The following is a 19548-nucleotide window of genomic DNA, read 5'->3' as shown; positions in this document are numbered from 1 at the left end:
TTCATAGCCTGATCGGCGTAGCGGCGGCACTGCTCCGAACGGGCAGTCGGCCTAACCGGTCACGATCGATTGCCGGTTACTTCGCCACATCGGGCAGCTCCGACGCCTACAGTGGAGGGGTGACTGGTCTGGCGGCCGGCTGGGACCACGCGGCTTTCACGCAGGGTCGAGCCGGCGATGCGGAACACGATGTGGAGCTGCTGCTCGCTTTCCTGAACACCCGAGACCTCGAACTCGGCACGGACGTCTTGGACAGCGTCGCCGCCTGGCGCGCGTGGGTCACCGAACGCGGCCTCGGCCACGCGGGCGACCTGGCGGAGGTCCGCGCCGCACGCGCGTCGCTGCGCGCCTCGCTGGGTGAACGGCACGACGGACCCGATCCCACCCCCGCCGCGGGCCTGGTCCGCGTCGACCTCAGCCGCGGCGTGCCCACCATGTCCGGCACCGACGCGCTCGGCGCGGTGCTCGGCGCGGCGGCCAGGCTGGCCGTGCTCGGGTCGTGGGAGCGGTTCAAGATCTGCCAGGCGGACGGCTGCCGGTGGGCGTTCTTCGACCGCTCGCGCAACCGCTCGCGCACCTGGTGCTCGATGCAGACGTGCGGCAACCGGGAGAAGGCGCGCAACTGGCGGGAACGGCGCGCGCTGAGCGTGACCTGAGCGCGGAACCCGGGGCGCCCGGGCGTTCGACACACGGGACCCGAACGCAGGACTCTCGCGTGAGTCCTACGTTCGGGACGCGCGTGTCCTGCGTTCGGAACACCCGAGTTGAACGCTCAGGTCAGCAGCTGGCCGACGGTGTAGATCGCCAGGCCCGCCAGCGCGCCCACCACGGTGCCGTTGATGCGGATGAACTGCAGGTCGCGACCGACCTGCAGCTCGATCTTGCGCGAGGTCTCCTCGGCGTCCCAGCGCTCGACGGTGTCGGTGATCAGCGTGGTGATCTCGTCGCGGTAGTTGGTCACCACGTACCCGGCCGCGCCCTCCAGCCACCCGTCGACCTTGGCGCGCATCGACTCGTCCTCGACCAGTCGCGTGCCGAACGACATCAGGCCCTCGCGCACGCGCCTGCGCAGCTCCGACGACGGGTCCTCGGCCGCGTCGAGCAGCATCTTCTTCGCCGTGCCCCACGCCGAGTCGATGAGCCGCTGCACGTCCGGGTGGTGCACGAGCTGCTGCTTGACCTGCTCGGCCCGCTGCATGGTCGCCGGGTCGGTGCGCAGGTCGTCCGAGAACTCGATCAGGAACTGGTCGACCGCGAGCCGCATCGGGTGGTTGACGTCGGTCTTCACCGCCCAGGCGAAGTTCAGCAGCTCGGTGTAGACCTTGTCGCCGAGCAGCGAGTCGACGAACTTCGGCGACCACGACGGCGCGCGGTCCGACACCACGCCCATGACCTTGTCGTAGTTGTCCCGCACCCAGTCGTAGGCCCGGTCGCACAGCAGGTCCACGAGCTTGTGGTGCGCGCCGTCGGTCAACACCTGACCCAGCAGCTTGCCCAGCGGCGGTCCCCACGGCCGGTCGACCAGCCGCCGCACCACGGCCTGCTCGATCACCGCCTGCACGTCCTCGTCCCGCAGCACGGTGACCGCGCCCTTGACCACGTTGGCCAGCTCGGACGTCACGCGCTCGGCGTGCTCCGGCCGGGCCACCCACTCGCCGAGCCGCCTGCCGATGCCCGCGCGGCGCAGCTTGTCCCGCACCACCGACTCGGACAGGAAGTTCGTCCCGACGAACGAGCCCAGCGCGTCACCGAAGCTGTCCTTGCGCGTCGGGATGATCGCCGTGTGCGGGATCGGCAGGCCCAGCGGCCTGCGGAACAGCGCGGTGACCGCGAACCAGTCGGCCAGCGCGCCCACCATGCCCGCCTCGGCGGCGGCGCGGACGTAGCCCACCCACGCCGGGCCGGAGTCCTCGAACAGCAGGGCGACCAGGAAGATCGCGGTCGCGGCCAGGAAGAACCCGGTGGCCACGAGCTTCATCCGGCGCAGCCCCTGGCGCTTCAGCAGGTCGGCGGGGGTCAGTTGCTCCACGCCGCCATTGTCCGTGAAGATGCGGGCTTGTGCGGGTACCAGCGCTAGTCCCCAGGATGAGGCCGTTCACCTCGACGATCTTCGCGGAGATGACCGCGTTGGCGAACCGGACCGGGGCGGTGAACCTCGGGCAGGGCTTCCCGGACACCGACGGCCCGGCCGGGATGCTGGAGGTCGCCAAGAGCTCCATCGACGCCGGGATCAACCAGTACCCGCCGGGGCCGGGCATGCCGGAGCTGCGCCAGGCGATCTCCGAGCACCGGGCGCGGTACGGCACCCACTACGACCCCGACACGGAGATCCTGGTCACGGTCGGGGCCACCGAGGCCATCGCGGCGACGTTGCTCGCGCTGGTGGAGCCGGGCGACGAGGTCGTGCTGGTCGAGCCCTACTACGACTCGTACGCGGCGTCCGTGGCGCTGGCCGGCGCGACCCGCCGCACGGTGGGCCTGGTCGAGGAGCCGGGCACCGGGCGGCTGGGCCTGGACGTGGCCGCCCTGCGGGCCGCCATCGGGCCGAGGACCCGGGCGTTGCTGCTCAACTCGCCGCACAACCCGACCGGCACCGTGCTCAACCGCGACGAGTTGGCCGCCGTGGCCGCGCTGTGCGTGGAGCACGACATCGTGGCGATCACCGACGAGGTGTACGAGCACCTGGTGTTCGACGGCCTGGAGCACGTGCCGCTGGCCACGTTCCCCGGCATGGCGGAGCGGACCGTGACGATCTCCGGCGCGGGCAAGTCGTTCAACTGCACCGGCTGGAAGATCGGCTGGGCGTGCGGGCCCGCCGAGCTGGTCGGCGCGGTGCGCGCGGCCAAGCAGTTCCTGACCTTCGTGGGCGGCGCGCCGTTCCAGCCCGCCGTGGCGCACGCGCTGCGGCACGAGCTGGGCTGGGTCGAGGACCTGCGGACGTCGCTGCAGGACAAGCGGTCGCGGCTGGCCGACGGCCTGACCGACGCCGGGTTCGCGGTGCGGCCCAGCGAGGGCACCTACTTCATCACCGCGGACGTCCGGCCGTTGGGCTTCACCGACGGCGCGCAGCTGTGCCGCGAGCTGCCCGGCCGGATCGGCGTGGCGGGCGTGCCCGTGCAGGTGTTCACCGACCACCCGGACCGCTGGCGGCACCTGGTGCGGTTCGCGTTCTGCAAGCGCGACGAGGTGCTGGACGAGGCGATCGGCCGGCTGCGCAAGCTAGGCGTCTGAGGTCACCTGCGACGGGCGGTCGCCCGCCAGCCGGTCCTGCACCAGCGGGTGCCGGAACTGGTAGGCGGCGCCCGCCTGCCGCAGCACGCCGAGCTTGCGCGCGTCCTCCAGGAACACCATCAGCTCCCACGGCAGCCTGCCCCGGGCCGCGAGCCAGATCCGCGCCACGGTGAACCACCACCAGCGCAGGTGCAGCACGGACAGCGTGAAGCCGAGCAGCAGCCCGCAGGTCAGGCCGAGCCCGACCATGCCCGACTGGGTCGGCCCGAACACCAGGCCGGCGGCCGCGCCGAACACCACGGCCAGCACCAGCGACCCCGTCCACACCGCGATCCGGTCCCGCGCCATCGTCCACTTCGGACTCGACGGGTGGGTCAGCTCGGCGGTGCTGCCGAGGCCGAACCGCAGCGCCACCGCCACCGCGCTGCCCAGGCCGACGACCAGGCCCGCCGACAGCCCGTACAGCGCGCCGAACACCAGGCCCGCCGCCGTGCCGAGCACCCCGCTGACCACCACCAGGCTGCGCCACACGCCCAGCCGCGGCTTCGGCACGCGGCTCCCGGACGCGTGCAGGGCGGCCGCCGCCACCGCGAGGCCGGCGGCCAGCCCGGTGATCGGGGCGAGCTTCGGCGTGCTCGCGTAGGCCATCAGCCAGCCGACGCCGAACCCGCCGATCGCGCCCAGCGCGACCGCGCCGAGCAGCGCCAGCCAGGTGTTGGCGACCGAGCGGCGCAGGTCCCACCAGGCCAGCTCGCGCACGCCGCGCCGACGCATCTCGCCGGCCAGGAACGCGAGCCAGCGGGCCGCCTTCTCGCGCGGCCACACCTGGCTCGCGCGGGCCTGGTGCGCCACGCCGCGGTCGCCGAACGCGCCGTTGACCAGCAGGTCCGCCAGGTGGTTCTCGACGGCGTAGCGGTCCGGGAACCGCGACCGGTCGAGCAGCTCGCTCGGCTCGCCCGCGCCGTAGACCACGCCCGCGAGCCACACCGCGAGCGGCGTGGACAGCGCCTCGGCGAGCCGGCCGTCCGGCTCGTCGCGCAGGTGCAGGAAGACCGGTTCCCAGCGGGCCGCCGTGACCGGGTCCGACGCCGCGCGCAGGTAGCCGGCGACCTCCTCCACGTCCAGCGGTTGCAGGCACAGCACCTGCGCGCCCGCCACCGGCCTGCCCAGCGCGGCGAACTCGTCCGACCGGCTGGTGAGCACCAGCGGCTGCGAGCCGGGGAACGCGCGGTTGATGCGGTCCAGCGCGGCGGCGCGCCGGTCCGGCGGGATCTGGTCGAGCCCGTCGAGGACCGGGAACACCCGGCGTTGCTCGACCAGCAGGTCCGCGGCGTAGCTGCCGTACAGCTCGGTGTTGCGCAGCGCCGGGTGGTCCTCGTAGAGCCGCCGGGTCATCCACGTGCGGACGTCCTCGACCTCCGGGTTCCACGTGGACAGCGGCAGCAGGAACGGCACCGGGCCGTCCGCGCGCCGGTCGAGCAGGCCGATGGTGAGCAGCATCACGGTGGTGCTCTTGCCCGCGCCCGGTTCGCCGACGAACACCATGCGCGGGTTGCGGCCGAACGCGCGCACCACGCCGTCGCTGTGCCCGGGTTCGCCGACGGCCGCGCTCCAGTGCAGGTCCAGGACGTTGTCGTGGAGGCCGCGGGCGCGGCACTCCTCGTTCCACTGGGCGTGCAGGGCGCGGGCGAGGGCGCTCTGGGCGGCGTCCAGGTTGTCGTCGGTGGCCAGGCCGGCGGCGCGCCTGCGGTGCAGCCACGGGTCCAGCGCGGCGAGCAGCGCCAGGAAGCCGAGGGCGAGGCCGGTCAGCCACAGGTCGGGGTCGATGCCGTAGTCGGTGACGAAGAGGCCGGCCGCGGCGAGCACGGCGGCCAGCACGCACCCGGTGAGCACGGCCCGCTGGCGGAATCTGGACACCACCGCATCATGACGGACCGGTCACGGTTGGTGGTGACACGGTCACCCCTGTGTCGTGCGTACCCTCGGGTATGTGATCTGTCCGAAATGCCAGGACCTCATGCGGACCATCAGCCGGGGCTCCGTGCACATCGAGCAGTGCGACAACTGCAAGGGCGTGTTCCTCGACGGCGGCGAGCTGGAGCAGATCATCGCCGCCGAGCGGGCGCACTACGCGCAGCCGTACCGGCCGGAGGGCGTGCCGGCGCCCGTTCCGGTCGTCGAGCCGACGACGGCCGTGCCCGTGGCGGACGTCGCGGCGGACGGAGAGCAGTCGACGCAGGTCACGCCCGCCGCGGGCCCGCCGCCGCCCTACCAGCCGCCGCCCGGCGCGCAGCCCGCCGGCGCGCCGCCGCCGTACCAGCCACCGCCGGCGTACCAACCGCCGCCGGGCACGGTCGCGCCCGTGCCGCCGCCGGTCTACCCGCCGGGGTACTACGAACCGCACTACCCGCGCCGCAAGCGCAGCTTCCTGGAGGAGCTGCTCGACTGAACCGGCGGTTCCGAGCGTTGAATTCGGGTGTTCCGAACGTAGGACACACGCGTTCCGAACGTAGGACACGCGCGGTCGCTCACGGGAGTGGCCAGGTCAGGGTGGTGCCCTCCAGGGCGAAGTGCTGCTCGGTGCGGGTGGCGGTGAAGGTGAACCGGTGGCGGCGCGGTCGGCCCAGCGCCTGCCACTGCCGGTAGGCGGCTTCGGCGACGTCCCACAGCGCCTGCGGCCCGCCCTGGTCCACGACCGCGCCGCGGTGCCGCACCCAGGAGCCGTCGGGGTGCGCCAGCCGGACCGGGTCGCCCGCCACCGCCACCCCGGGCAGCGCCAGCCCGGCGAAGAACTCGAACGCGCCGGCCGGGTCCAGCACGGCCCGCGCCGGCAGCAGCGTCGTGCGGGACGTCGTCGGCTCGGCCGTCAGGGCGGCCTCCAGCGCGTCGTCGGCCCACGCCTGGCGGTGCGCGCGCAGCGGCATGAACCGGCCGTCCTCGGCGAGCACCCGGCCGGTGGCCTGCCCGTCGCGGACGGTCAGCCGCAGCAGCCCGGCCCCGATGGGCCGGTTGAGCGTGGTCACGATCAGCCCGCCGGGGGCCGTCTGGTCAAGCCACGCCGTCGGCACGCGGGACACCGCGCACGTGCCGAGGATCCGGTCGTAGGGCGCGTGCGGCGGGTACCCCTGCTCGCCGTCGCCCGCCACGCACGTCGGGTGGTGGCCGGCCGCGCCCAGCCGCTCGCGCGCCCGCGCGAGCACGCCCCGGTCGACGTCGATCGAGGTCACCAGCGCGTCACCGAGCACGTGGCAGAGCAGGGCGGCGTTGTAGCCGGTGCCCGTGCCGACCTCCAGCACCCGGTCGCCCGGCGCGACCGACAGCGCCTCCAGCATGATCGCCATGATCGTCGGCATGCTCGACGAACTCGTGGGTACTCCCGTCACGGCCCCGGTGGCGAGTGCTTGCTCCCACACCCGGTCGTCGTGGTCGAGCTGGGTCACGCACACCTCGTCGCGGTAGACCAGGTCGAGGTGGTCCGGGTGGTCGGAGGTCACCGGCTCCCAAGCTCCGTCGGGGCGCTGGACGAAGCAGCCCGGCACGAACACGTGCCGCGGCACCTGCCGAAACGCCTCGACCCAGCGCGGGTCGCGCAGGACGCCCGCGGCCGGCAGCGAGTCCGCCAGCCGTGCCCGGAGGTGCGCCGCACGGTCCACCGGTCCACCGTAGCCCTGTGGGCGAGCCCACGTCCGGAACGCTAGCAGCGTGCTTGCAACTGCTAGCACCCACGCGTACCGTCGGAAGCGGATCGAGGAGGTGCCGCGAAGGTGGACAAGTCCGTCGACGAGGCGGTGGCCGATCTCGGCCGCGACATCGGGGAGTACATCCGCCGGCAGCGCAACACGGCGAAGATCTCGCTGCGGCAGCTGGCGAAGCTCGCCGGGGTCTCCAACCCGTACCTGAGCCAGATCGAGCGGGGCCTGCGCAAGCCGAGCGCGGAGATCCTGCAGCAGATCGCGAAGGGGCTGCGGATCTCGGCGGAGGCGTTGTACGTCGAGGCCGGGATCCTGCGGCAGCGGGAGGGCGGCGCCCTCGCCGACGCCATCGTCACCGCCCCCGACCTGACCGAGCGGCAGAAACAGGTGCTGCTCGACGTCTACGAGTCGTTCCGGCGGGAGAACACCGCCGGCGGAGCCGGTAACCCGACGACCGCCACCCAGCACACAACGGAGGAGTGATCTCCATGCCGAACCTGCCCACCACCGAGGAACTGCGCAAGGCGGGCGAGCAGGCCGTCGCCGCCGCCCGCACGCCGCTGCTGGCCGCCCTGGGCGCGGGTGACCTGGCCGCCAAGGCCGTCATCGAGGCGCTGAACAAGGCCCGCGAGCGCGCCGAGTCGGCGCGGACCGCGGCCGAGTCGGGCGACCTGCGCAAGGACCTGCGGGACCGGCTCGACCCGGCCGAGCTGCGCAAGGTCGTGGACGCCTACACCCAGTCCGCGCTGAACCTCTACCAGTTCCTCGCCCAGCACGGCGAGGAGGCGCTGGAGAAGCTGAAGACCCAGCCCGGCCTGCAGAAGGCGCTGCACCAGGTCGAGGAGGCCGTCGAGACGGCGCAGAAGCGCACCGGGTCGGCCGCCGCCGACGCCCGCGTGCTCGCCGACGACGTGCTCGGCAAGGTGACCCGCCGCACCCGCGCGGTCGGCGAGAAGGTCGCCGACGACGTGGACGACGCGAGCGAGAAGCTGGCCGAGGCGGTCGTCGAGGTCGGCGGCGACGTCGCCGCCGAGGTGCGCAGCACCGCCCGCAAGGCCGCCGCGCCGCGCAAGCCGGCCGCGACCAAGCCCGTCGCCACGGCCAGGCCCGCGGGCGGCGCGAAGGGCGCGACGACCCGCGCGACCACGGCGAAGAAGACCGGCGACGACGCCAGGTGACGGCACCGGCGCGGGGCGTCCCACCAGGGACGCCCCGTTTCCGCTGTACCGCGACGTCGCGACGCACGTAGGCTGGAGGCGTGTTGCCAACGTTCCCGGAGTTCAGCCCCCTCTACCTGGACGCCTGGGTCATGTTCGCGGCGTACTACGCCGCGCTGGTCATGGGCGTGTTCGCGTTCGCCCACGCGCTGTCGCAGCGGGCCGACGCCTACACCGCGGCCGAGCGCATGACCAAGCCCGCGTGGCTCGGCATCACCGGCGGCGGCGCGTTCGCGCTGCTGCTGTTCCACCCGTTCTCCGCCGGCGGCATGTTCTGGCTCGCCGGGCTGGTCGCGGTCACGGTGTACGTGGTCGACGTCCGGCCCCGGCTGATCGAGGTCCAGCGCGGCCCGCGGTGGTGACGCACCGGGGCTTCGGCTCCGGCGACCCCGTCACGCTCGTCGGCCACGGCCTCGGCGCGACAGCGGGTGAGGCCCGCCTGCCCACCTCCGGGCTGCCGGGCACGAAGGTCGTGGTCACGCTGCCCTCGCACGGCGACGCGCCCGACGCGCCGCCCGGCTACTGGGACTACCGGCGCATCGCCGCCGACCTGCGCGCCGTCGCCCGGGAGACCGGCGCGACGCGGGCGATCGGGGTGTCCCTGACCGCCGGCGCGCTGCTGGCGCTGCTCGCCGACGAACCCGACGCGTTCGACCGGGTGGCCCTGCTGCTGCCCGCCGTGCTGGACGAGCCCGGACGCGCGCTCGGCCGCGAGGAGACCATCGCCGCCGTCGGCGGACCGCCCGCCTACCAGGCGGAACGGCGGCGCGCGTTCGCCCGGCTCGACGGCGCGCTGGCCGAACTGCCCGGCCGCGTGGCGGTGCCCGACCCCGCGGTGCTGGCCCGGGTCACCGCCCCCGTGCTGGTGGTCGGCGCGACCGAGGACCCGCTGCACCCCGGGGACGTGGCCAAGCGGGTCGCGGCCGCGTTCCCGAACGGCAGGCTGGAGCTGGTGCCGTCGTGGCTGACCCACCGCGCGGAGGTCCGCGGGTGGTTGCTCGACTTCCTGGCCGGGTAGCCGAAGGGCATGGCCGAACAGAAGAAGATCGCATTCCTGGTCGACACGGAGGGCATCGAGCAGGTCGAGCTGACCGAGCCCTGGCAGCACGTGGAGAAGGCAGGCGCGGTGCCGAGGCTGCTCGCGCCCAAGCTGGGTCAGGTGCAGGCGTTCGACCACCTGACCCCGGCCGACAGGTTCGACGTGGACGTGCCGTTCGCGCACGCCGACCCGATGGACTACGACGGCGTGGTGATCCCCGGCGGGGTGGCCAACGCCGACTTCCTGCGCATGGACCGCGACGCGGTGCGGTTCGTCAAGCAGCACGTGGCCGCGGGCAAGCCGGTCGCGTCGATCTGCCACGGGCCGTGGCTGCTGGTCGAGGCCGACGTGGTGCGCGGCAAGATGCTCACCTCGTTCCCGAGCCTCGCGACCGACATCCGCAACGCGGGCGGTGACTGGGCCGACGAGGAGGTCCGGGTCTGCACCATGGGCGGCTGGACGCTCGTGACCAGCCGCAACCCGGACGACCTGCCCGCGTTCAACCGCGAGGCGATGAAGGCGTTCGGGCTGCACGACGTGTGACGGCGACCGGGTCCACGGGGATGTGCACCTCCCCGTGGGCCTGCGGGGCCGGCGTCAGAGCCGGGCCGACGCGTAGGCCGCGATGGCGTCGCGGACGTACTCGGCGAACCCCTCGGCGTGCGCGTCGAACTGCGCCTTGAACTCCGGCGAGTCGACGTACAGCCGCCCGAGCCCGGTGTAGGACTCGCGGTCCGGCGTCCAACTGCGGTTGATCCAGCGGTGGTGCCGGTCCGTCACCTCCAGCGCCTGCGGCGAGTCGACCGCGACGCCCGCGTCGAACAGCCCGGCGTAGGCGTCGGTGATGGCCCGCCACTCCGCCTGGAACTCCGCGGCGTCCGGCTTGGACCAGCCGCGCACGCGGCGCTTGCTCTCGTCCACGTGCTCCCGGACGCCCTCGCCGAACCGCTCCACCAGCTCCGCCTCGTAGCGGGCCTGGCGGTCGGCGTCGAAGCCGTCGAACAGCTCTTCCAGCTTCACCTCGTCACCTCCTTCCAGTTCCTCGATCGTGCGGGAGACGGTCCGCGCCAGCTTCGCCAGCCGCTCCTGCTCGGCGGCCAGCCACCGCGCGTGGTTGCGCAGCACGTCGACCTCCCGGTGCCGCCCGTCCAGGACCTCGGCCACGGTGTCGAGGCCGAGCCCGAGGTCGCGCAGCAGCAGGATCCGCTGGAGCCGCAGGAGCTGCTCGCGCTCGTAGTACCGGTAGCCGTTGCCGCCGATCCACGCCGGTTCGAGCAGGCCGATCGCGTCGTAGTGCCGCAGCGTCCGCGACGTCACCTTCGACATGCGCGCGACCTGCGCGATCGACCAGGCCATGACCGTGCTCCCTCCCTGTGCCGACCACGGTAGGGGTTGACGCTACGTCAACGTCAAGGCGAGCCGGCAGGATGGTTCCCGTGTGGACCATCGCTGGAACCCTGACCCCCGTGCCCGCCCTGGACCGGCTGGACCTGGTGGCCGACCCGGTCGCCGCCGCGCTGCGGTCGGTGGCGGACGCGTCCCGGTTCGCGGTCGCCGAGATCGACCCGTCGCTGGCGGACACGGCCGAGTTCTGCGCGCACTACGGCTCGCCGCTGGAGGCGTCGGCGAACTGCGTCGTCGTCGCGGGCAAGCGGGGCGACACCGTGCGGTATGCGGCGTGCGTCGTGCTCGCCACCACGCGCGCGGACGTGAACGGCGTGGTGCGGAGGCGGCTGGACGCGCGCAAGGCGTCGTTCGCGCCGATGGACGACGCGGTGTCGCTCAGCGGCATGGAGTACGGCGGCATCACGCCCGTGGGCCTGCCCGCCGACTGGCCCGTGCTGCTGTCGCCCGAGGTGGCGGCCGCGCCGGAGCTGGTGATCGGCAGCGGCGTGCGGGGCAGCAAGCTGCTCGTGCCGGGCGAGGTGCTGGCGAAGCTGCCGGGCGCGGAGGTCGTCGAGGGCCTGGCCCGCTAGGCCGCGTACGCCCGCAGGAAGCCGACCGCCTCGTCGGTGTCGTCGGTCACCAGGATCCAGCGCTCCGCCTCCCGGCCGCGGGCGAGCCGCCGGACCAGCGGCGCGGCGGGCACCTCGTCCACCCAGAACCGCTCGCCCAGGAACACCATGGGCGCGGCCGGGCCGACCGAGCCGTAGTGGTTCTGGCAGTAGTCCTGGAACACCTCCTGCACGGTGCCCGCGCTGCCCGGCGTGTAGATGATCCCGCCGGTGGCGACCGTGAGCAGGCCCTCCTCGCGGACGGAGTTGGCGAAGTACTTGGCGTGCAGCTCGCACGCCGGGTTGGGCGGCTCGTGGCCGTAGAACCAGGTCGGGATGCCGATCGTGCGCGGCCGGTCGCCGGTCGGCAGGTCCGTCGGGCACGCCGCGAGCCAGCGGCCGATGGACTCCGCGTCGCCGCCGAATCCCGGCGCGGCGGCCAGGTCCTTCAACGTCGGCTCGTCCACGCCGATCCGCACGCCCAGCGGCACGGCCTCCATCACCCCCGGCCCGCCGCCGGTCAGCACGGTGAACCCGGCCTCGCCGAGCGCCGCGCCCAGCTCCACGGCCCGCCGGTAGCCGTCGGTGTCGCGGCCCAGCGCGTGCCCGCCCATCACCGCGACCGGGCGTTCGGGCAGCACGTCCGCCAGCGCCTCGGTGATCGCGTGGTCGTGCAGGCGTTCGGCCAGCGCGTGGAGCGGGTCGGGGTTGTGGCCCTGCGCGCGGCTGTGCCGGTAGATCCGGGCGTCCGGGGTGTCGGCGTAGGTGGTCGGGTCGTCCGGGTCGAACCCGGCGAACAGCTCCGCCGGCGTGTAGAGGCGGGACCGGTACACGTCGTAGGGCAGGCCGGGGATCGCCGGGAACACCAGCGCGCCCGCCGCCGCGGCACGGCGTTGGGCGACCGGCGAGAGCGTGCAGCCGAGGAACAGCGCGCCGTCCATGGGCACGCGCAGCTCCTCCTCGCCCAAATCCAGCCCGACGAGGACGGCGTCCCGCAGGTCGGTCGCCGCGCGGACCCGGTCGAGGTCGGTGAACTCGGTGCGCACCGGCGCAGCCTACGTGCCACCCCCGCGCCCGAACGCCGAATCCGCCAGACCCGAGCGTTCGACACACGGGTCCGGAGCGTTCGACACACGGGGCGCGAACGTAGGACTCTCGCGTGAGTCGTACGTCCAGGCCCCGAGAGTCGAACGTTCGGGACCCGTGAGTTCGACGTTCAGAAGATGACGGTCTGGTTGCCGTGCACCAGGACGCGGTCCTCCAGGTGCCACCGCAGGCCGCGCGCCAGCACGACCTTCTCGATGTCCCGCCCCTTGCGCACCATGTCGTTGACCGAGTCGGTGTGGTCCACCCGGATCACGTCCTGCTCCACGATCGGGCCCTGGTCGAGGTCCGCGGTCACGTAGTGGCACGTCGCGCCGACCAGCTTCACGCCCCGGCTGTGCGCCTGGTGGTACGGCCGCGCCCCGACGAACGACGGCAGGAAGCTGTGGTGGATGTTCAGCGCCCGCCCGGCCCAGTCCGCGCACAGCTCCGCGGGCAGGATCTGCATGAACCGCGCCAGCACCACCGCGTGCGGCTCGTGCGCGTCCACGAGCTGCCGCAGCTGCGCGAACGCCGCCGCCTTGCCCTCCGGGTCGTTCGCCGGGAACGGCACGTGGTGGAACGGGATCCCGTGCGCCCGGGTGATCCCGGCCAGGTCCGCGTGGTTGCCGATGACCGCCGCCACGTCCACGTCCAGCTCGTGCGAGGCAACCCGGCCCAGCAGGTCGTACAGGCAGTGCCCCTCCTTGGACACCAGGATCACCACGCGCCGGCGCTCGCCCGAGTCGGTCACCCGCCACGAGCCGGGGTGCGCGCCCAGCTCCCGGGCCACCTCGGCGAACCGGGTCCGCAGCTCGTCCACGTCGAACGGCAGCGAGTCCGCCCGCACCTCCTGGCGGGTGAAGAACCAGTTGGTGGCCGGGTCGGTGTGGTAGGCCGCCTCGACGATCCACCCGCCGTGCTCGGCCAGGAACGAGGCGATCCTGGCCACGATGCCGGTGCGGTCGGGGCAGCCGAAGGTGATCACGTAGCGTCGTTCAGGCAGAGGCACGACGGGAAGTATCTACGGTCGGGGCAGCCCGTCCACCAGTGACCTGTCACCTGATGTGATGGCCCCGCTCGGCCTGCCCCACGCGGCCCGGTACAGCGCGTCCGCGGTGCCCGCCACGGTGGCGTCCTCGTCGGTCGCCGAGGCCGAGCCGCTGATCGGCCCCACCTCCGGCGGCTGCCCCGGCGTGAGCCGCAACTCCCAGGCGCGGCCCGCGTCGGCGGCGTGGAACAGCACCCGGCCGGCCCGCTCGACCGGCCTGCGCCGGGTGGTGTTGGTGAGCATCCAGGTCAGGAACTCGTCCACGCCGTCGGCCGCGAACTCCACGTCGAACAGCAGCGACGGCACGTCCGCGCCGTGCCGCGCGTGCTCGGCGTCCAGCCGGTGGATCGCCGTCTCGTGCGCCTGCCGGCGGGACCAGAACGCGAAGGTCTTCGGCCCCACGAACGTCCACGCGGGCGTGTTCGACGTGGTGCCGGCCAGCGTGTCGGCCAGCTCGGCGAACGTCTTCTCCGACCACACGAGCAGCTCGTCCCAGTCGGCGGGCCGGTCGTCGGGCCGCGGCCGGTCGCCGTCCACCGGGGTGTGCAGCGCGCGCAGCGCCCACGAGTGCGTGCGGCCCAGGTGGTCGACCAGGTCGTGCACCGTCCAACCGGGACAGGTCGGCACCGGCGCGTCCGGGCCGGCGGCGATCGCCGCGGCGCGCAGGGCGGCGTACTGGGTCCTCAGGTGCTGCACGAAGTCGGCGTGGTCCACCCCGCACACCCTAGGGACTCACGACGTCCCAGCGAAGCGTGATCTCCCCCAACCGCCACCGCTTCCGGTCGTCCAGCACGGGCCAGCCGCGCTCGGCCAGCAGCCGCACGGACTCCACCCACCGGGCCCGCGGCCCGTAGGGCGCGAACGGCGCGCACGTCGCCCAGCACGCGTCCAGCTCGCCGAGCAGGGCGTGCACCTTCTCGCCCGGCACGTTGTGGTGGATCAACGCCTTGGGCAGCCGCTCGGCCAGGTCGCTCGGCGTTTCCAGGTCGGCGGGCAGGCACGACATCGTGAACGTCCGGGGCCCCTCGGCGGTCAGCGCGACCCAGCAGCACCGGCGGCCGATCTCGTCGCACGTGCCCTCCACCAGCACGCCGCCGGGCGCGAGCCGGCCGACCATGGTGTCCCACGCCTCCGCCGCCTGCTCCTCGGTGTACTGCCGCAGCACGTTGAACGCGCGCAGCAGCAGCGGGCGCGCGCCGGCCAGCTCGAACCCGCCGCGCCGGAAGTCCAGCCGCGGCGGGTCGGCGACCTCCTTGCCCGCCGCCACGCGCTCGGCGTCGAGTTCCAGGCCCAGCACGCGGACGTCCGGGTTGACCGCGCGCAGCCGCGCGGCCAGCTCCACCGTGGTGACCGGCGACGAGCCGTAGCCGAGGTCGACGACCAGCGGTTCCGGCGCGGACAGCAGGTCGCGGTAGGTGTGCGCCACCCACCGGTCGACGCGGCGCAACCGGTTCGGGTTGGTGGTGCCCCGGGTGGGCAGGCCGAGCGCGCGGGCCCGGCCCGCGGCTAGGCGCGGCGTGCGAGCCATTCGGCGGTGAACTCGGTTTCCTTGTCGAGCAGCAGGGCGACCTGTTCGGCGATCAGCGCCTCCAGCTTGCCGCCCATGATCGGGATGCCCACCTTGACCTGACCCGTGAGGGTGAGTTCGCTCCCACCCGCGGTGTCGGCGAGCGTGATCGTGCCGTCCAACCGGCCCGGCACGCCGTTCAGCGTCACCTCCACGGTGCCCGCGTACCCGGCCTCCGTCCACGACTCGGCGCGGTCGATGACGAGGTCGCCGCCGAGCAGGCCGCGCGCGACCGACGGCAGCCGGTCCGCCGGGACACCCTGCCTGAGCTGGTAGGACGTGCTCTGCTCGGTGGTGGTGAAGGCGACCAGCTCGGGGTCGGTGCCACCGAGGGCGGCGAGCCGGTCGCGCAGGTACGACCGGTCCACCAGCGCGGCGTACACGTCCCGCGCGGGCCAGCGGGACGTGGTTCGGTGCTCGATGCGGCGTGCCATGGCGCGGAGGCTACCGTTCTCGGTCGTGACCACCCCGCCCTCCAGTGCCCGTGTGCCGCTGGCCGAGTGCACCACGCTGCGGCTCGGTGGCCCCGCGAAGAGCTTCACGCGCGCCACCACCGCCGCCGAGCTGGTCGAGGTCGTGCGCGAGCTGGACGCGGCCGGCGAGCCGCTGCTGCTGCTCGGCGGCGGCTCGAACCTCGTGGTGTCCGACGCCGGCTTCCCCGGCACGGTCGTCGCGGTCGGCACCACCGGCCGCCGGCTCGACCCGCTGGGCGACGGCCTGGTGCAGCTCACCGTCGAGGCGGGCGAGGACTGGGACTCCGTGGTCGCCGAGGCGGTGGCGCAGGGGCTGGGCGGGCTGGAGTGCCTGTCCGGCATCCCCGGCCTGGTCGGCGCGACGCCGGTGCAGAACGTCGGCGCGTACGGCGTCGAGGTGGCGCAGGTGCTGACGTCGGTGGACCTGCTCGACCGCCGCACGGGCCGGGTGCACCAGGTGCCCGCCGAAGGGCTCGGGCTGGCCTACCGGACGAGCGTGCTGAAGGGCACCGACCACGCGGTGGTGCTGCGGGCGCGGTTCGCGCTGACCGCGGGCGGGCAGTCCGCGCCGATCCGGTACGCCGAGCTGGCCCGCGTGCTGGGGGTCGCGCCGGGCGACCGGGTGCCCGCCGACGCGGCCCGCAAGGCGGTGCTGGAACTGCGCCGCGGCAAGGGGATGGTGCTGGACGCGGCCGACCACGACACGTGGAGCGCGGGCTCGTTCTTCACCAACCCGCTGCTGGACGACTCCACGCTGGCCGGCGTGCTGATCCGGATCGCGGAACGGCTGGGGCCGCACGTGGACGTGCCGACCTACCCGGCGGGGCCGGGGCACGCGAAGCTGTCGGCGGCGTGGCTGATCGAGCGGGCCGGGTTCGGCCGCGGGCACCGCGGTCCCGGCGGCCGGGTGGCGTTGTCGGGCAAGCACACGCTGGCGCTGACCAACCGCGGCGGCGCGTCCACGGAGGACCTGCTCGACCTCGCGCGCGAGGTGCGCGACGGAGTGCGGGCGGCGTTCGGGGTGGAGCTGCGGCCGGAGCCGGTGCTGGTCGGGTGCGACCTGGGCTGACGCCGAGCGCTCACGGCCTCCGCGGTCGGGCGGCCGAACCCGGCCCGCCACCGCGGGACAGGACGGCCGAACGGGTGACTCCGTGTGACGAATCCTCACTGCGCGCGTTTCATGGAGGTAGAGGCACCCGTTGGAGGTCGTCATGGCCTACCCCTACGACGATCGCGCGGCCGCCAGGCCGATCAAGAAGCTGGTCGAGGACGATTTCCTGAGCCGGCCCGGTGTGGTGGGTGTCGACCTGGGCGAGAAGACCGTGCGCGGCCGGGTGACCGGTGAGCTGGCGATCGTCGTGTACGTCCGCCGCAAGGGTCCCGCCGCCCAGTTCGCCATCCCGCCGGACGTGCTCGGCCTGCCGACCGACGTGGTGGAGGACACGTTCTGGCCGCACCACACCATCGCGTCGCCGGAGGGCGTGAGCGGGGCGGAGCGGCACGAGTCCCTGGCGGGCGGCATCGGGATCGGGCCCAGCCGGGCCGTCCGGCTCGTGCCGCCGGACGTGTCCGAAGCGGACGACTACGTGGTGGCCGGGACGCTCGGCGCGCTGGTCACGCCGCGCCGCCGGCACCTGGTGATGGCGCTCACGTCGTTCCACGTGGCCTGCGTGGACGACGCCTGGTCGGTCGGCGACCCGATGGTCCACCCGTCCCGCGTGGACGGCGGGCACCCGGTGCACGACCGGGTCGGCGCGCTGTCGCGGGCGGCGCTGTCGAGCCGGGTGGACGCCGCCGCGATCATGCTCACCACGCCGCGGGTGCGGCCCGAGGTGGTCGGCCTCGGGCCGATCACCGGCCCGGCGCGGGCGCGGGTCGGCGACCGGGTGCGCAAGCGCGGCCGGACCACCGCGGTCACGGTCGGCGTGGTGGCGTCCACCGACGCGGCGATCACGCTGGACTTCGGCGTGGGGCTGGGCGTGCGGACGCTGCACGACCAGATCCGCATCGAGTCGCCCCGGTTCGCCGACCACGGCGACTCCGGCGCGGTGCTGCTGGACGACGCGAACCGGGTGGTCGGGCTGTACTGCGGCGGCAGCCCGGACCGCGGGTTCGCGAACCCGATCGGCCCGGTGCTCGATCAGCTCGACGTGGAGCTGCTCACGTCGTCCGGTGCACCCGGGACGCCGACGCCTGCGCGCGGGGCTTGAGCACGATCCGGTCCAGGTTCACGTGCGGCGGCCGGGTCACCGCGAACGCGATCACGTCCGCCACGTCGTCCGCGGTGAGCGGCGTCACGCCCCGGTAGACGGCGGCGGCGCGCTCGGTGTCGCCGTCGAACCGGTTGACCGAGAAGTCCGTCTCGACCATGCCGGGCAGGATCTCCGTGACGCGCACCGGCTGACCGAGCAGCTCGCCGCGCAGCGTCCGGTGCAGCGCGGACTGGGCGTGCTTGGCGGAGGTGTAGCCGGAGCCGTTGTCGTACGCCTCGTAGGCGGCCACGGAGGTGACCGTGACGACGTGGCCGTCGCCGGAGGCGATCAGCTTCGGCAGCAGGCCCTTGGTGACGCGCAACGTGCCCAGCACGTTCGTCTCCCACATCCAGCGCCAGTGCTCCTCGTCGGCCTCCGCCACGGTGGCCAGGCCGCGCGCGCCGCCCGCGTTGTTCACCAGGACGTTGGCCTCGGGCACGGCGTCCAGGAACGCCGCGACGGACGGGGCGGAGGTGACGTCCAGCTCGACCGGGGTGCCTCCGATCTCATCCGCGATAACCTGGAGGCGGTCGACCCGCCGGGCGCCGAGCACGACGTGGAAGCCCTCGGCGGCGAGCCTGCGGGCGGTGGCCTCACCGATTCCCGCACTGGCTCCGGTCACGACTGCGATAGGACGGTTCACACGCGGGATCGTAGGTGTGTGATGCGGATCACTCGCACCGGAAGTCGTGTGGAGCGTCCTTCGATCGGGAGGTCGTAACGTGCGTCGTAACGTGCACAGCAGAGTGGTGGCGTCCTTGCTCGTCGGCTTGGCACTGCTGGCCGGCTGCTCGGCGAAGGTCGAGCCGGGCACCGCGAAACCGGTCGGCGGCGACAACCCGCCGGTGGCCAGGTTCACCACCGCGCCCGCGGACGGCGCGACCGAGGTGCCGGTCAACGTCCCGGTGCAGGTCACCGTGGCCGAGGGCACGATCGACCAGGTCACGGTCACCAACCCCGAGGGCAAGGCGGTGGCGGGCCAGCTCGCCGGGGACAAGCGGTCGTGGTCCAGCACCGAGCCGCTCGGGTTCGGCAAGACCTACGCCTACGCGGGCCGCGCCACCGGCACCGACGGCAAGCCCGTCGAGCTGAAGGGCGGGTTCACGACGGTGAACCCGGCGGCGCAGGTGCGCGCCACGCTGTTCCCCGGCGACAACCAGACGGTCGGCGTCGCCGTGCCGATCAAGGTCGAGTTCGACGCGGACGTCGCGGACCGGGCGACCGTGGAGAAGGCCCTGACCGTGACGAACTCCGCGGGCGTGCAGGGCAGCTGGGCGTGGCTGAACTCGCGCGAGGTGCACTACCGGCCGGAGAACTACTGGCCCGCGAACACCCAGGTCCACGTCGAGGCGAAGCTGTACGGCGTGCCGTACGGCGGCGGCGCGTACGGGCGCGCGGACGTGACCAGCGACTTCACCATCGGTCGCAACCAGGTCGTGAAGATCGACACGCCGACGCACCAGATGGTCGTGCAGCGGGACGGGCAGACGGTGGCGACGTACCCGGCGTCGTTCGGCAAGGACGCGGACCCGGAGCTGACCACGCCGAACGGCACGTTCGTGGTGATGCAGAAGGACCCGCAGTTCAGCTTCGACAACCCGCGGTACGGGTACACCAACGTGGTCAAGAAGTGGGCCGTGCGGATCTCCAACCACGGCGAGTTCATCCACGAGAACAACGACAACGCGGCCAACATCGGGAAGAACAACACCTCGCACGGGTGCGCGAACCTGTTGGAGGCCGACGCGAAGGCGTACTACGACAGCGCGTTGGTCGGCGACCCGGTGGAGGTGACGGGGTCGATCACGACGTTGCCGCCGCAGTACGACTGGTACGACTGGCAGATCCCGTGGGCGCAGTGGCAGACGATGTCGGCGCTGTGAGGCGGTAGGGCTCGGTGGCGGGGTTCGCTGTGGTGGCGTCGGTCGCTGTGGGGGCGAGGTTCGCTG

Annotated in this window: 22 protein-coding genes; 12 read left to right on the top strand and 10 right to left on the bottom strand. The window is 73.5% G+C overall.

Annotated elements, in window-relative coordinates; translation table 11 throughout:
* Positions 1–191 precede the first annotated feature (191 nt).
* Entirely contained in the window at positions 192–656 is a 465-nt protein-coding gene (locus ACWEFJ_RS01135; protein ID WP_449712530.1) for a CGNR zinc finger domain-containing protein, read from the top strand.
* A gap of 116 nt (positions 657–772) precedes the next feature.
* Here the strand turns inward: ACWEFJ_RS01135 and ACWEFJ_RS01130 are convergent, their stop codons facing one another.
* Positions 773–2029 carry a DUF445 domain-containing protein gene (locus ACWEFJ_RS01130; RefSeq protein WP_449712529.1) on the bottom strand — a complete coding sequence of 419 codons (1257 nt, stop codon included), beginning with the start codon at positions 2027–2029 and terminating at the stop codon, positions 773–775.
* Positions 2030–2058: 29 nt separating this feature from the next.
* On the opposite strand from ACWEFJ_RS01130, the gene ACWEFJ_RS01125 reads away from it, so the two are divergent.
* Positions 2059–3231 (top strand): pyridoxal phosphate-dependent aminotransferase, encoded by a 1173-nt coding sequence (locus ACWEFJ_RS01125; protein WP_449712528.1) that lies wholly within the window; start codon positions 2059–2061, stop codon positions 3229–3231.
* Here ACWEFJ_RS01125 and ACWEFJ_RS01120 read toward each other — a convergent pair.
* Positions 3220–5148 (bottom strand): NACHT domain-containing protein, encoded by a 1929-nt coding sequence (locus ACWEFJ_RS01120; RefSeq protein WP_378087798.1) that lies wholly within the window; start codon positions 5146–5148, stop codon positions 3220–3222. The genes ACWEFJ_RS01125 and ACWEFJ_RS01120 overlap by 12 nt on opposite strands.
* 73 nt (positions 5149–5221) lie before the next feature.
* Between ACWEFJ_RS01120 and ACWEFJ_RS01115 the strand changes: the two genes are divergently transcribed.
* Positions 5222–5680: a TFIIB-type zinc ribbon-containing protein gene (locus ACWEFJ_RS01115; RefSeq protein WP_449712527.1), complete on the top strand. Its 459-nt coding sequence runs from the start codon at positions 5222–5224 to the stop codon at positions 5678–5680.
* A gap of 79 nt (positions 5681–5759) precedes the next feature.
* Here the strand turns inward: ACWEFJ_RS01115 and tgmC are convergent, their stop codons facing one another.
* Complete coding sequence (tgmC, locus tag ACWEFJ_RS01110; protein ID WP_449712526.1) at positions 5760–6884, bottom strand: ATP-grasp peptide maturase system methyltransferase; 1125 nt, start codon at positions 6882–6884, stop codon at positions 5760–5762.
* A 111-nt stretch (positions 6885–6995) separates the two neighbouring features.
* On the opposite strand from tgmC, the gene ACWEFJ_RS01105 reads away from it, so the two are divergent.
* The 5 genes from ACWEFJ_RS01105 to ACWEFJ_RS01085 all read left to right on the top strand — a co-directional run bounded on the left by ACWEFJ_RS01105 (position 6996) and on the right by ACWEFJ_RS01085 (position 9722).
* Complete coding sequence (locus ACWEFJ_RS01105) at positions 6996–7406, top strand: helix-turn-helix domain-containing protein (protein WP_378087792.1); 411 nt, start codon at positions 6996–6998, stop codon at positions 7404–7406.
* 5 nt (positions 7407–7411) lie between these two features.
* Complete coding sequence (locus ACWEFJ_RS01100) at positions 7412–8101, top strand: hypothetical protein (RefSeq protein ID WP_378087790.1); 690 nt, start codon at positions 7412–7414, stop codon at positions 8099–8101.
* 116 nt (positions 8102–8217) lie between these two features.
* Positions 8218–8502, top strand: coding sequence for a DUF2516 family protein (locus ACWEFJ_RS01095; protein WP_378087826.1), 285 nt, complete (start codon positions 8218–8220; stop codon positions 8500–8502).
* Entirely contained in the window at positions 8496–9158 is a 663-nt protein-coding gene (locus tag ACWEFJ_RS01090; protein WP_378087789.1) for an alpha/beta fold hydrolase, read from the top strand. The genes ACWEFJ_RS01095 and ACWEFJ_RS01090 overlap by 7 nt, the downstream gene beginning before the upstream one ends.
* A gap of 9 nt (positions 9159–9167) precedes the next feature.
* Positions 9168–9722, top strand: a complete 555-nt coding sequence (locus ACWEFJ_RS01085; protein ID WP_378087787.1) for a type 1 glutamine amidotransferase domain-containing protein — start codon at positions 9168–9170, stop codon at positions 9720–9722.
* 54 nt (positions 9723–9776) lie between these two features.
* Here ACWEFJ_RS01085 and ACWEFJ_RS01080 read toward each other — a convergent pair whose 3' ends face one another.
* On the bottom strand, positions 9777–10535 hold the full coding sequence (locus ACWEFJ_RS01080) for a MerR family transcriptional regulator (protein ID WP_449712525.1): 759 nt from the start codon (positions 10533–10535) through the stop codon (positions 9777–9779).
* A gap of 71 nt (positions 10536–10606) precedes the next feature.
* On the opposite strand from ACWEFJ_RS01080, the gene ACWEFJ_RS01075 reads away from it, so the two are divergent.
* Positions 10607–11155 carry a YbaK/EbsC family protein gene (locus ACWEFJ_RS01075; RefSeq protein WP_378087783.1) on the top strand — a complete coding sequence of 183 codons (549 nt, stop codon included), beginning with the start codon at positions 10607–10609 and terminating at the stop codon, positions 11153–11155.
* On the opposite strand, the gene ACWEFJ_RS01070 is transcribed toward ACWEFJ_RS01075, so the two are convergent.
* The 5 genes from ACWEFJ_RS01070 to ACWEFJ_RS01050 all read right to left on the bottom strand — a co-directional run bounded on the left by ACWEFJ_RS01070 (position 11152) and on the right by ACWEFJ_RS01050 (position 15308).
* Positions 11152–12219: an LOG family protein gene (locus ACWEFJ_RS01070; RefSeq protein WP_378087781.1), complete on the bottom strand. Its 1068-nt coding sequence runs from the start codon at positions 12217–12219 to the stop codon at positions 11152–11154. The genes ACWEFJ_RS01075 and ACWEFJ_RS01070 overlap by 4 nt on opposite strands.
* A 170-nt stretch (positions 12220–12389) precedes the next feature.
* A complete protein-coding gene (gene purU, locus ACWEFJ_RS01065) occupies positions 12390–13268 on the bottom strand; it encodes a formyltetrahydrofolate deformylase (RefSeq protein ID WP_378087779.1) in 879 nt (292 codons plus the stop codon).
* A 12-nt stretch (positions 13269–13280) separates the two neighbouring features.
* A complete protein-coding gene (locus tag ACWEFJ_RS01060; protein WP_378087777.1) occupies positions 13281–14021 on the bottom strand; it encodes a maleylpyruvate isomerase family mycothiol-dependent enzyme in 741 nt (246 codons plus the stop codon).
* 10 nt (positions 14022–14031) lie between these two features.
* Complete coding sequence (locus tag ACWEFJ_RS01055) at positions 14032–14835, bottom strand: class I SAM-dependent methyltransferase (protein WP_378087775.1); 804 nt, start codon at positions 14833–14835, stop codon at positions 14032–14034.
* Positions 14814–15308, bottom strand: a complete 495-nt coding sequence (locus tag ACWEFJ_RS01050; protein WP_378087773.1) for a DUF2505 domain-containing protein — start codon at positions 15306–15308, stop codon at positions 14814–14816. The genes ACWEFJ_RS01055 and ACWEFJ_RS01050 overlap by 22 nt, the downstream gene beginning before the upstream one ends.
* Here ACWEFJ_RS01050 and ACWEFJ_RS01045 point away from each other — a divergent pair.
* Together ACWEFJ_RS01045 and ACWEFJ_RS01040 are read left to right on the top strand one after the other, a co-directional pair.
* Positions 15307–16416, top strand: coding sequence for a UDP-N-acetylmuramate dehydrogenase (locus ACWEFJ_RS01045; protein ID WP_449712524.1), 1110 nt, complete (start codon positions 15307–15309; stop codon positions 16414–16416). The genes ACWEFJ_RS01050 and ACWEFJ_RS01045 overlap by 2 nt on opposite strands.
* Before the next feature lie 142 nt (positions 16417–16558).
* Complete coding sequence (locus tag ACWEFJ_RS01040; protein ID WP_378087769.1) at positions 16559–17557, top strand: chymotrypsin family serine protease; 999 nt, start codon at positions 16559–16561, stop codon at positions 17555–17557.
* Here ACWEFJ_RS01040 and ACWEFJ_RS01035 read toward each other — a convergent pair.
* Positions 17508–18242, bottom strand: a complete 735-nt coding sequence (locus ACWEFJ_RS01035; protein WP_378087767.1) for an SDR family NAD(P)-dependent oxidoreductase — start codon at positions 18240–18242, stop codon at positions 17508–17510. The genes ACWEFJ_RS01040 and ACWEFJ_RS01035 overlap by 50 nt on opposite strands.
* Before the next feature lie 91 nt (positions 18243–18333).
* Between ACWEFJ_RS01035 and ACWEFJ_RS01030 the strand changes: the two genes are divergently transcribed.
* Entirely contained in the window at positions 18334–19482 is a 1149-nt protein-coding gene (locus tag ACWEFJ_RS01030; RefSeq protein ID WP_449712523.1) for a L,D-transpeptidase, read from the top strand.
* The last annotated feature ends 66 nt before the right edge of the window (positions 19483–19548 follow it).

This window comes from Actinosynnema sp. NPDC004786, from assembly GCF_053601135.1.
This window is presented reverse-complemented; position numbering and strand designations above follow the sequence as displayed.